This window comes from Deltaproteobacteria bacterium, from assembly GCA_009930495.1.
In the GTDB taxonomy this organism is placed as follows: Bacteria; Desulfobacterota; Desulfovibrionia; order Desulfovibrionales; family Desulfomicrobiaceae; genus Desulfomicrobium.
In genome coordinates this window covers 1-12,418 of record RZYB01000071.1, presented here as the reverse complement: position 1 = coordinate 12,418, position 12,418 = coordinate 1, and the positions used below count along the sequence as shown (strand labels likewise).

Genomic DNA, 12,418 nt, shown 5'->3' with positions numbered 1-12,418 from the left:
ACCCTGGAGGTCAGGGCACGTCCGCCCAGGCCGACCAGATCGCCAAGCTCTTCGAATGTGAAGCTCTTGGTTCGCGTATTGATGCGTAGAATTTTCATGTTTGCTCCTTTGGTGTGTTGCGACCCACGACGACGCGGGCTTGATTTTTTCTTGATCCTAGAGGACGTGGAGTGGAAAAAGTCAAGAAGAAAAGGAGGTTATGTCATGGAAGACACAATTCGATCGCAATGGAGTCATCTCGACATCAACACGTCCGCGCCCCTGGCCTCATCCTGGGCCGCCTTGCTGCGTCGCGGAGTGGGGGTGGTGCTCGAACATCCCGTGAGCATGCGTGATTTCATGATCACGGTGTTGGGGATGGAGGAGCGCTATGCCACGGAGAGCGTGCCGGGACTTTTTTTGAACAATGCGCCGGTTGATGACTGGCGATCCGAGATGGTCGGGGACGGCGACCAGGTGGGCATGAGCGGGACCATGCCGGGGCTGTGCGGTATTGCCCTGCGCCGTTCCAGTCCGATTCGGGCCTTTCGGCCGGATTTGGTGGACCGCCATCACTCCAAGCTGAAAGGCGTGGCCACGGTCAAGATGTTCAATTTCGTGGCCGTGGATTGCTGCGACCCGGTTTTCGCGCGGGGCGTGGTTGTTTCCCCGGACGCCTTGGCGCAATATCTGGACGACCAGGGTGCCAGCGCGCTCGGGGATGCCTGCCGGTGGAACGGCGGGAATGTGGACTGTGGAGCCCTGCGCGAGGTTGTGGCCTCGGCCGGTGGGGATATTTTGTTGACCGTGCGCGGGGAGGGCCGGGCTTGATTTCACGGAATCCGAACACTTCGCTGGCCAGGGCGATGCTGATGGCATTGGCCTTGGCCCTTTTTTGCCTGGGCTTGACCGGGTGTGGCGCGCCGCGCATTCCGGGTGTGTACGAACCGTCCAAGCCTCCCGCGACATCGAAGCCCTCCAAGAAGGGCGGGACCTACAAGCCGTACACGGTCCTGGGACAAACCTACTATCCACTGGGCTCGGCGGACGGATATTCCGAGACCGGCGTCGCCTCCTGGTATGGCCCTAACTTTCACGGCAAGAAGACGGCCAACGGTGAACGCTACGATATGTATCAAATGACGGCGGCGCATCGAATTTTGCCCATGCAGACGCGTCTCTTGGTGCAGAACCTGGACAACGGACGCCGGGCCGAGGTGCGGGTCAATGATCGCGGGCCCTTCGTCAACAATCGCATCATTGATTTATCCTACGCCGCGGCCGATTATCTGGGCGTTGTCGGTCCGGGCACGGCCAGGGTCTATCTGGAAACCGTGGCCGGGCAAAAACTTCGGTATCAGGGGCCGTTCTATGTGCAATATGGTGCTTTCGCCGTGGCCGAGAACGCCAGCAGGCTCAAGGCGCGGCTGATCGCGCGAGGATTTGCCGGGACAAGGGTCTCGGTGGGAGAGTTGAACGGAACAACGTTCTGGCGGGTGCAGATCGGGGCTTTCTCCAGCCTGGGCGAGGCCGAGGCCGTTCGTGTCCGCCTGACCAGGGAAAGCCCGGATTGCTTTGTTATTGCGGATTGAGCTCGGCCCGCAGCTTGCGCGAAATGCGGAAAACCACGACCTTGCGTTCGGAAAGAATGATGGATTCGCTGGTTTGCGGATTGCGGCCCTTGCGCGCGTCCTTTTCGTAGGCTTCGAACTTGCCGAATCCGCTGATCAGGAGGGAATGGTCTTTTTTGACGGCATCCTTCATGATATCAAGCATGGCCTCGACCTGGGCCTTGACCTCGGCCCGGTTGCGGTCGGATTTTTCATAGATGTTGTCCACAATTTCGGCTTTCGTCAGGGTGTTGCTGCTCATCGTGCCTCCTGGCCGGTTCCATGGCCCAGGGATAAAGGTGCAATGTTTCTATGCGGTTAATATACAGTGATTTTTAGGGAAAAAACGGGAATGCGCGCAGATCGTTCACATTCTTGTTCGACCTTTATCTGACACGTTTTTTTTTTTCAAGCATAACAGCTTGTTTTTTTTTCTTTTTAAGGAATATGTCCAAAATCCGCGTCCTGCGCTTTCCCCATCCCGAACCGCCCGGAGCGAAGATCCGGCTGGTTCCGTTTTTTCTGCCCTTTGCCGGTTGCCCGGGGCGGTGCGTCTTTTGCGACCAACATGCCCAGACCGGCGTGGCCGGGATCAGTCTGGATACGGCCCTGGTCGAGCTGCGGGCACGCCTGGCCGCCGGACGCGCTCCCTTTGGCGTGGGCTTTTTTGGTGGAACCTTCACCGGTCTGGACCGGACGTGGCAAGAACGCTTCCTGGGCGTGGCCTCCGAGGCGAGGAGCCAGGGGCTTGACCATGTCCGCGTTTCCACGCGTCCGGACAGGATCGATCCCGAGACGTTGCGCCTGCTCCGGGAGCGGGGCGTGGACATGGTCGAACTCGGTGTGCAGTCTTTCCAGGCGGATGTCTTGCGCGCCAGCGGCCGGGGATACACGCCCGAGGTGGCCGCCACGGCCTGCCGCATGGTCCACGAGGCGGGATTGCGTCTGGGCATCCAGCTTTTGCCGGGTCTTCCCGGCCACGATCCGACCTTGTGGCGTGATGACGTGGATTTGGCCATTGCCCAGCGCCCCGAGGTGGTCCGCGTGTACCCCTGCGTGGTCATGGCCGGGACCGAGCTGGCCCGGTGGCATGCCCGGGGCGAGTACGCGCCCTGGCCACTGGACATGGCCGTGCGCGAGTGCGGCTGGGCTGTGTTGCGTTTTTGGGAAGCAGGCATCCGGGTCATCCGTGTCGGATTGGCCGATGAGGCCGGTCTGCGTTCCGGGATGGTGGCCGGGCCGTGGCATCCAGCTTTCGGAAACATGGTCCGGTCCGAGGCGATGTGTTGTTTTTTGGAAAACAAGCTCGCCGGTCTGACGGTCCGCGCCATGTGCGTGCCGCGCCGTCTGGGGGGCGATTTGTGGGGACTCGGACGAGCCAACGCCCCGCGCCTGGAGCGGCTCGGAATCACCAAACGGATTTTACGCGCGTGGCCCGATCGGGACATTGCCGTGGACGTGGAGGAATAGATGCAAAAAACGCGGGTGCACACCATCAGTCTGGGATGCCCGAAGAATCAGGTCGATACGGAGTGGATGCTGGGTGCCCTTGGGCCGGGTTTGGTCAATGTCCTGTCGCCACGGGAGGCCGACGTGGTCTTGATCAACACCTGCGGCTTCATCGAGCCGGCCGTCGGCGAGTCGCTTCAGGTCATTTTGGACACGGCCCAGGACGTGGCCGGATTGACGCCGAAACCATTGCTCGTGGTCACGGGGTGCTTGGTCAACAGGTACGGTCAGGATTTGCGGGCCGAATTGCCGGAAGTCGATCTTTTTCTGGAAATCGCCCGGCAGGCGGAGCTGAGCGATCTGGCGCGGGAGATGCTCGCCAGCCGGAATCGGTCCGAGGATGTCCTGCCCGTTTCGGGTGACGGGCCCGGGGGACAGGCCCGCCTGCTGACCACGCCGCCCAGCTTTGCCTATCTCAAAATCGCCGAAGGCTGCGACAACCGTTGCCGGTTCTGCACCATTCCATCCATCCGGGGGCCGCTCGTAAGCCGCCCCCTGGCCGAGATCGTGGACGACGCGGCCTGGTGCCTGGGCCAGGGGCGCCAGGAACTGGTCCTTATCGCCCAGGACGTCACCGCGTATGGCCGGGACCGGGGCGAGAAAAACGCCCTGCGCACGTTGATCGAAAAGCTCGCGGTCCTGCCCGGTCTGGCCTGGCTGCGGCTCATGTATCTCTATCCGTCCGGTCTGGACCGGGAGTTGCTCCGCTTCCTGGCAGGGCTGGGTCGTCCGTTTGTTCCGTATTTCGATATTCCCCTGCAACACGCCCATCCCGATATCCTGGCTTCCATGGGCCGCCCTTTCCGACGCGATCCACGCCAGGTCATCGAGCAGGTGCGCGAATTTTTTCCGGATGCGGCGCTGCGCACGACGTTTATCGTCGGGTATCCGGGCGAGACCGAGGCCCATTTCCGGGCCCTGGAAGATTTCGTGCGCGAGGCCCGATTCACCCATCTGGGTGTTTTTCCGTATTATCCCGAGGAGGGGTCCGAGGCGGCCACGTTGCCTGATCAGCTCCCGGACGAGGTCAAGGAGGAGCGGCGCGAGCGGATCATGATGCTGCAAGCCGAAATCAGCGAGGAAATTCTGGCCGGCCAGGAAGGGCTGGAGGTGGAGGTTTTGGTGGACCGTCCCCATGAGGAATGGCCGGGACTGTTCGAGGGGCGGACCTGGTTCCAGGCGCCGGAGGTGGACGGCATGACCTATGTCAGTGGGGAGGGCGTGGCCCCGGGCAGGATGGCGCGGGCCGTGGTCGAGGAAACCAAGACGTATGATCTGGTGGCCCTGGCCTGAGCTCCGGGCGGGTACTTTGACGAACTCAAAAACACACTTTTTTGCGAAGATTATTCTGGTTGTCAACCATGGGGCTCTCTGCTAGGACTGCCCAAATTTATTTTTCGTTAGGGGGTAAACATATGAACAACACTCAAACCACGGCAGAAACCATGGACGAAATGATGGATATGGATTTCGAGTCTCAACTCGAAAACTATCTCAACTCCGACTTCGGCGATATCGAAGAAGGTGTCATCGTCTCTGGCGAAGTCGTGAAAATCGACGACACCTACATTCTCGTGGATGTCAATTTCAAGTCCGAAGGCCAGATTCCGCTCGACGAATTCATGGAAAATGGCCAGGTGGCTGTCAAAGTCGGCGACACCGTCGACGTATATGTTGTTCGGAAGAACGAGCGTGAAGGGTCCATCGTTCTTTCCCGGGACAAGGCCAAGCGCATGCAGGTCCTGGACGAGCTGGAAAAGCTTCTGGAAACCGGCGATGTTGTTGTCGGTCGGATCATGCGTCGGATCAAGGGTGGCTATGTTGTTGAAATCAAAGGCATCGAGGCATTTTTGCCCGGCTCCCACGTCGATCTGCGTCCGGTCCCGGATATGGATGCCCTGGTCAACCAGGATTTTGAATTTCGCGTGCTCAAGATCAATCGTCGCCGCAGCAACGTCATCGTTTCCCGTCGCGTGCTGCTCGAGGAAGATCGCGACCGCAAGCGCGGCGAGCTGCTGACCACGTTGGAAGAAGGTCAGACCGTGAACGGCGTGGTCAAGAACATCACCGAATACGGTGTGTTCATCGATCTGGGCGGCTTGGACGGCCTGCTGCACATCACCGACATGTCCTGGAAGCGCATCAAGCATCCCAAGGAAATGGTCCAGCTGGGCGACGAATTGCAGCTCAAGGTGCTGTCCTTCGACCAGGAGGCCAAGAAGGTCTCCCTGGGTCTGAAGCAGCTGGTTCCCGATCCGTGGGCCAATATCTCCGAGAAGTATCCCGAGGGCCAGAAACTGTCCGGCAAGGTCACCAACCTGGTCGATTACGGCGCCTTCGTGGAGCTGGAACCCGGCGTGGAAGGCCTGGTGCACATTTCCGAAATGTCCTGGACCCGCAAGCTGCGTCACCCCTCCCAGATGGTCCGCCCCGGCGACGAAGTGGACGTCATCATCCTGGGCGTGGACGTGGACCGCAAGCGTATCTCCCTGGGCATGAAGCAGGTTGCTCCCAATCCGTGGGATCTGGTGGCCGAGAAATACCCCGAGGGCACCATCCTCGAGGCCAGCGTCAAGAATATCACCGAGTTCGGGCTGTTCATTGGCATCGAGGACGGCATTGACGGCCTCATCCATGTCTCCGATCTGTCCTGGACCAAGAAGATCCGTCACCCCAACGAGCTGTACAAGGTCGGTGACGTGGTCCGGGCCAAGGTCTTGACCGTGGACAAGGAGAACGAAAAGTTCACCCTGGGCATCAAGCAGCTCTCCGACGATCCGTGGCTGGACGTGCCCAATCGCTACCCCGTGGGTACGTTGCTGACCGGCACCATCACCAACATCACCGATTTCGGACTGTTCGTGGAAGTCGAGGAAGGCATCGAGGGCTTGGTCCATGTCAGCGAGATGAGCAAGAAGAAGATCAAGACCCCCAAGGAAGCCTTCAACGAGGGCGACACCATCGAGGCCAAGGTCATTCATGTCAGCGCCGACGAACGTCGTCTGGGCCTGTCCCTGAAACAGCAGGAACCCGAGCGCAAGCGTGGCGGCGCGGAATTCCGCACCACCCAGAGTGGCACCATGACCGGCAGCAACCTGGGCGACATGATCCGTCAGAAGATGGAAGAAAACGCCGAGAGCGACGAGGAATAGCCCCGCGGCAGCTTCGTGCCCGGTATTCGAGTCTGACACGGAGGCTGCATCCACCCAGGGTGCGGCCTCTTTTTTTTGAGGATGAGCATGATGGAAAACGGACTCAGCTCCGCCGCCAGAAAACGCCTGGCGACCTTGAAACCCGGCGAGCGCATCGAATGCGATTTCGCTCTGGATATCGCCCGCCACGCCTCGGTCCATGAACTCGGCGAGGCCGCCCTGCGCCAGCGTCGAGCCCGACATGGGGACAAGGCGTATTATGTCTATAACCAGCATCTGAACTATACGAACATCTGCAAGAATCAGTGTCGGTTTTGCGCGTTTTTCAAGCGCAAGGGCGAAGAGGGCGGCTACGCCCATTCCCTGGACACGGTTCGGGGCATGCTCGAGGCGCGCAAGGATCATCCCATCCGGGAAATCCACATTGTCGGTGGGCTCAATCCGGACCTGCCCTATCAATACTATCTCGATCTGGTGGCCTTGTGCCGGCAAATTCGTCCCCAGGCCGTGATCAAGGCTTTCACGGCCGTGGAGATCGCCCATTTCGCCGATACCTGGAACCGCGATGAGCGGACCGTGCTCGAAGAACTGCGCGCGGTCGGGCTCCAGGTGCTGACCGGCGGTGGGGCCGAGGTTTTTTCCGCGGCCATGCGCGCCAAGCTCTGTCCGGAAAAAGTCAGCGGCGAGCGTTGGCTGGCCATTCATGGCCTGGCCCATGACATGGGCATCAAGACCAACAGCACCATGCTTTTCGGGCACATTGAATCCTGGGAAGACCGTGTCGAGCATCTCGACGCCCTGCGCATCCTGGAGGACGCCAAGCCGGGTTTTGTGTGCTTCATTCCCTTGGCCTACCAGCCGCGCAACAACGAGCTTCGGGCCGCCGGTCCCACCGGCGAGGAATACCTGCGCATGATCGCCGTGTCCCGTTTGATGCTGGACAACATTCCACATATCAAGGCGTACTGGGCCTTTGCCGGAATCAAGGCCGCGCAAATGGCGCTGTGGGCCGGCGCCGATGACTTCGACGGGACCATCGTCGAGGAAAAAATCGGACATGCGGCCGGAGCCGATTCGCCCAAGGGGATGACCATCGGCGAGTTGGTGGATACCATTTCGGCCAGTGGCTTTGTCCCGGTGCAGCGCGACGCCCTTTTCGACGAGGTCTCGACGCTTCGGGCTTGAAGGCCGCTTTTTCCTTGATTTTTCAAGCGGAACATGGTTGTGAAATGTTCCACATATGGGTTGCTGGAATACGATACGAGGAGGAACGCATGCTGGGAGAACTTTTTGGAAACATGCTGCACAGCACGGTGCAGGGCTTCATCGGGGTCCTCGGGATTTTCACCTACCTCGCGGCCATCGTTATCGCCGCGCTGTACCGCATCAAGGAAGGCATGAACGAGCACCATCACTAGGGCGTTTTTTGGGGTGATGGATGGAGCGCGGCGTTGACCGCGCTTTTTTTTTGCGACGAAACTTTCCGAAGCTTGCCAATGGTGTGTTCTCTTTTCTATCCTGTCGGGAAATTCCGGAGGTTTATCCATGTCCAGTCCGCACGGTTTCGGCGATCTTGATGTTTACCTGTTCAAGCAAGGCCGCCATGGGCGGCTTTACGAACTTTTTGGCGCCCATCCCGCCCCCGACGGAGGATACCGCTTCGCGGTCTGGGCGCCCAACGCCAGCTATGTTTCCGTGGTCGGGGATTTCAATCACTGGGATCGGACCGCGGCCCCCATGGCCGTGCGTCTGGACAGTTCCGGAGTTTGGGAGGGCCTCGTGCCGGCGGCCAGACATGGTCAGCGCTACAAGTATTTCATTTCCTGGTCCGGCGGGTCGGGTGAGCGCGCCGATCCCTACGCCCTGTTCAACGAGGAGCCGCCGGCCACGGCCTCGATCATTTGGGATCTCGATTACGGGTGGGACGACGCGGCCTGGATGAAAGACCGGGGGGAGCGCAATTCCCTGGCCAGTCCCTGGGCCATCTATGAGGTTCATTTGGGTTCGTGGCGTCGGGACGAGCAGGGCGATTTCTTGAATTACCGGCGCATCGCCCATGAGTTGGCGGCCTATGCCCAGGATATGGGCTTTACCCATGTCGAGCTGATGCCCGTGGCCGAGCATCCGTTTTATGGTTCCTGGGGGTATCAGAGCACCGGTTACTTCGCGCCGTCCAGCCGCTACGGCTCGCCCCAGGATTTTCGTTATTTCGTGGATTATCTGCACCAGCGGGGCATTGGTGTTATCCTGGATTGGGTGCCGGGACATTTTCCGACCGACGCCCATGGCCTGGCATATTTCGATGGGACCGCCTTGTACGAGCATGCCGATCCGCGTCAGGGATTTCATCCCGAATGGACGAGCGCCATTTTCAACTATGGCCGCTATGAGGTCGCGGGGTTTTTGATTTGCAATGCCCTGTATTGGCTGCGCGAATTCCATCTCGATGGGCTGCGCGTGGATGGCGTGGCCTCCATGCTCTACCTTGATTATTCACGGGGCGAAGGGGAGTGGATTCCCAACCGCCATGGCGGTCGGGAAAACCTGGAGGCCATCGAGCTGCTGCGCGAATTGAACAAGGCCGTGTATCAGGAATTTCCCGACGTGCAGACCATCGCCGAGGAGTCCACGTCCTGGCCCATGGTTTCCAAGCCCGTCTATCTGGGTGGTCTGGGGTTTGGGCTGAAGTGGAACATGGGCTGGATGAACGACTCCCTGACCTACATGGAATACGACCCGATCTACCGCAAATACCACCACAACCTGCTCACGTTTGCCTTGTGGTACGCTTATGCCGAGAATTTTGTCCTGCCTCTTTCCCACGACGAGGTGGTTCATGGCAAAAAATCGCTACTGTCCAAGATGCCAGGAGATGCGTGGCGGCAAATGGCCGGTCTGCGGGTTTTGTTTGGATATATGTACGGCCTGCCAGGCAAGAAACTGTTGTTCATGGGCGCGGAATTTGGCCAGTGGAATGAATGGAACCACGATCGGGCCCTGGACTGGGAGCTGCTGACCTTTCCGGCGCACGACGGTTTGCGGAGCTGGGTGCGGGATGTGAACCGGTTTTACCGGGAGTGTCCGGCATTGCATGAACTGGATTTCGACCCGGCGGGGTTTTGCTGGGAAAATTGCCACGATTCGGACCAGAGCGTGCTCAGTTTTTTCCGCAAGGCTGGCTCCCGGACCGTGCTGGTGGTGTGTAATTTCACGCCAGTTGTCCGCGAACATTATGCCGTGGGCGTGGACCGGGGCGGGATGTGGCGCGAGGCGCTCAATTCCGACAGCATTCACTATGGCGGCAGCGGGGTCGGCAACATGGGCGGCGCGCGGGCCGAGGCCATTCCCGTCCATGGTCGACCTTTTTCGCTGAATCTGGTGTTGCCGCCCCTGGCCGTGGTTTATTTCATGCCCGAGGGCGAGTGATGCCGATGAACACTCGCCGCGCTGGCGTGCTTTTGCATGTCTCTTCCCTGCCATCCCGGCATGGATTGGGGGATTTCGGCCCGGAAGCCCATGCTTTCGCGGATTTTTTGGCCCGTTCGGGCCAGTCCGTGTGGCAAATGCTGCCCCTGACCCCGATCAACGCCGGAGCGGGCAATTCGCCGTATAGCAGCTACTCCGCCTTTGCCGGCAACGTGCTCTTTATCAGCGTGGACCTGTTGGCCCGGTCCGGGTTGGTGCGGGCCGAGGACATCCATCGTGCGCCGGATTTTCCCTTGGGCCGGGTGGATTACTCCTCCGCAGCCGCGTGGCGCATGCACGTGCTCGAAGCGGCCTTCGACAGCGCCTTGCCCCGACTGCGCGCGAATGCCGCGTTCGAGGATTTTTGCCAGCGGGAGGAGGCTTGGCTGGATGATTATGTTTTGTTCATGGCGTTGAAGCGCGAGCAGAATTTCGCGCCATGGTTCGCCTGGCCCATGGAATTGCGTCTGCGGGAGGAGGCGGCCTTGCGCGCGGCACGGGCGCGGTTGGGGTATTCCATGCTCCAGGAGCGTTTTTACCAATATCTGTTTGCGCGGCAGTGGCGGGACCTGCGCCGGCATTGCACGGATTTGGGCATCGCGATCATGGGCGACGCGCCGATTTACGTCAGCCTGGACAGCTGCGATGTGTGGGCCAATCGAGGTATTTTCGAGCTCGATGACACGGGCCTGCCTGTTTACTCGGCGGGTGCGCCACCAGATTATTTCAGCGCGACCGGCCAGATGTGGGGCAATCCCGTCTACGCCTGGGAGCGTCTGGAACGGACCGGGTTTTCGTGGTGGATCCAACGCCTGGCGCATGAAAGCCGGCGTTACGATCTGGTCCGTCTGGATCATTTTCGGGGCTTTTGCGCCTTCTGGCAGGTGCCGGCCTGCGAGCCCACGGCCGAGAACGGATCGTGGATACCCGGCCCAGGCGAAAAGTTGTTCGAGGCCGTGTCGCGGGCAGTTCCGGATTTAAGGCTCGTGGCCGAGGATTTGGGCGTGATCACGCCGGATGTGACGGAGCTCATGGGCCGGTTTGGTTTTCCGGGCATGAAGGTGCTCCAGTTCGCTTTTTCCGAGAACATGGGGCAAAACACCTACATTCCGCACAACGTCGTCCCGAACAGCGTGGCTTTCACGGGAACTCACGATAACAACACCACGCGCGCTTGGTTTGCCGAGGAGCTGGGGCCGGATGGCCGGGAACGATTGCGAGCCTATGTGGGCTGGAATGTCACGGAAGCCGATGCCGCCGATGTCCTGATCCGGCTGACCCTGGCTTCCGTGGCCGATTTGGCCATTATTCCCATGCAGGATTATCTTGGCCTGGATGGAGAGGGCCGCATGAACATGCCCGGTGTCGCGGGTGGAAACTGGGGGTGGCGTCTGCCTGCTGGAGTCCAGACCGAGGCGCTTTCGGCGCGGATGCGGACCTTGGCCCACATCTACGGGCGTTGACCCGCCCGGGCGCGGGCAAAAAAAAACCCTGCCAGGCAGGGTTTTTGGGGAAAAAATTGGTGGCTACACGCAACCGGTGGGCTTGGGCAGACCAGCCATCTTACACGCACCCTTACCAGGACCGGAGGGGAACAGCTCGTAGATCTGTTTCAGCTTGTAGCCAGTGGACTTGGACAGAATGCGGACCATGGGCGCAATACCGTTCTTCTTGTAGTAGTCCTGCAGGAAGTCCAGGATCTGCTGGTGAGCTTCGGTGATTTCGGCGATGCCTTCGCTGTCCTTGACATACTCGACCCATTCAGGGGTCCAGTCTTCGAACTTCAGAAGGAAACCGTCTTCATCGATTTCGAAACTTTTACCCTGGAATTCAATTGTTGCCATGCTCAATTCCTCCTTAAGATGTTGTTCCTCAAAATTTTTCCTTCCGGAAAAAGAGTTTGCAAAGGCTCTCCCTATGGTGAAGGTATTTCTTTGTCAATGAGACAAGCCTTCTCCACCTCCCAGTCGACACTGGTGGCCTCTCTAGCAAATGAGGCCCAACACTTCAACAGGAAAGACGAAAGAACGATCACTGTCTGGCTATTTGAAATCTCGAACAATTATCTGTTCCTTGCGCATCTTGCACCATGATGGCCGTTCCTCGTCGTCGGGGATGGGACGGTGGTGGGGGATGGCGATATTACAGGCGCGGTGTCCGTCCACCATGCTTAAAAAGGGACAGTCCGCGCATTTGGTCACGACGAAAATCATGATTTGGTCCTTGGTCTGGGTTGGGCCCTACACATCGGCGGGCAGTGGAATTTCCTGGCAGAAGTCGTCCCATTCGGCGCAGGCCAGCTCCATGGGCTGCTCAAAATTTGTCTGACATTTGGGGCAGAGCACGGAGATGGTTGGATCGTTGCCAAATGTTTCACGCATGGCCGCCTCGCCGTGGGAGACGGCGGCGGTGTGTCCACAGCGGGGACATGTCGTCGAGACGGTGAATTGTTTGGTCATGTCGCGGCTCCTTGTTGGATGATCCACAGTGCATGGGTTTCGCATAAAAGCTTGGGTCGGAATCGTCAAAGCCTATTCGGCGTTGCCGTCCGATAGACCTGGACGATGGAAAAGGGCGGTATGTATCGATGAATCGAATTTGCATCTGTCCGGACTTTCCCGCAGACAATGGAAAATTTCATGGAGGATGCAATGACCAACGAAGCCTATCGCGAGATGTGGGAAACGCTCAATCTGGATCTGG

General features: G+C 59.4%; 11 protein-coding genes. 8 read left to right on the top strand and 3 right to left on the bottom strand.

What is annotated here, in order from left to right:
* Positions 1-204 precede the first annotated feature (204 nt).
* Together EOL86_07670 and EOL86_07665 are read left to right on the top strand one after the other, a co-directional pair.
* Positions 205-810 carry a hypothetical protein gene (locus tag EOL86_07670; protein ID NCD25455.1) on the top strand — a complete coding sequence of 202 codons (606 nt, stop codon included), beginning with the start codon at positions 205-207 and terminating at the stop codon, positions 808-810.
* A gap of 35 nt (positions 811-845) precedes the next feature.
* Complete coding sequence (locus tag EOL86_07665) at positions 846-1,571, top strand: septal ring lytic transglycosylase RlpA family protein (GenBank protein NCD25454.1); 726 nt, start codon at positions 846-848, stop codon at positions 1,569-1,571.
* Here the strand turns inward: EOL86_07665 and EOL86_07660 are convergent.
* Entirely contained in the window at positions 1,558-1,851 is a 294-nt protein-coding gene (locus EOL86_07660) for an integration host factor subunit alpha (GenBank protein ID NCD25453.1), read from the bottom strand. The genes EOL86_07665 and EOL86_07660 overlap by 14 nt on opposite strands.
* 185 nt (positions 1,852-2,036) lie before the next feature.
* On the opposite strand from EOL86_07660, the gene EOL86_07655 reads away from it, so the two are divergent.
* From EOL86_07655 to malQ, 6 genes are all read left to right on the top strand, one after another.
* Positions 2,037-3,059: a radical SAM protein gene (locus EOL86_07655; GenBank protein ID NCD25452.1), complete on the top strand. Its 1,023-nt coding sequence runs from the start codon at positions 2,037-2,039 to the stop codon at positions 3,057-3,059.
* Entirely contained in the window at positions 3,060-4,391 is a 1,332-nt protein-coding gene (gene rimO / locus EOL86_07650) for a 30S ribosomal protein S12 methylthiotransferase RimO (protein ID NCD25451.1), read from the top strand.
* 122 nt (positions 4,392-4,513) lie between these two features.
* Positions 4,514-6,250, top strand: a complete 1,737-nt coding sequence (locus EOL86_07645; protein NCD25450.1) for a 30S ribosomal protein S1 — start codon at positions 4,514-4,516, stop codon at positions 6,248-6,250.
* 87 nt (positions 6,251-6,337) lie between these two features.
* Complete coding sequence (locus EOL86_07640) at positions 6,338-7,435, top strand: CofH family radical SAM protein (GenBank protein NCD25449.1); 1,098 nt, start codon at positions 6,338-6,340, stop codon at positions 7,433-7,435.
* Between the two features lie 360 nt (positions 7,436-7,795).
* On the top strand, positions 7,796-9,676 hold the full coding sequence (gene glgB / locus EOL86_07635) for a 1,4-alpha-glucan branching protein GlgB (GenBank protein ID NCD25448.1): 1,881 nt from the start codon (positions 7,796-7,798) through the stop codon (positions 9,674-9,676).
* A 5-nt stretch (positions 9,677-9,681) separates the two neighbouring features.
* On the top strand, positions 9,682-11,178 hold the full coding sequence (malQ, locus tag EOL86_07630; GenBank protein ID NCD25447.1) for a 4-alpha-glucanotransferase: 1,497 nt from the start codon (positions 9,682-9,684) through the stop codon (positions 11,176-11,178).
* Between the two features lie 63 nt (positions 11,179-11,241).
* Here malQ and tusE read toward each other — a convergent pair whose 3' ends face one another.
* Together tusE and EOL86_07620 are read right to left on the bottom strand one after the other, a co-directional pair.
* The gene (tusE, locus tag EOL86_07625) at positions 11,242-11,559 is read right to left on the bottom strand and encodes a TusE/DsrC/DsvC family sulfur relay protein (protein ID NCD25446.1); all 318 of its coding nucleotides are present in this window, start codon (positions 11,557-11,559) and stop codon (positions 11,242-11,244) included.
* A gap of 396 nt (positions 11,560-11,955) precedes the next feature.
* Positions 11,956-12,174, bottom strand: coding sequence for a hypothetical protein (locus EOL86_07620; protein NCD25445.1), 219 nt, complete (start codon positions 12,172-12,174; stop codon positions 11,956-11,958).
* Positions 12,175-12,418: the final 244 nt, after the last annotated feature.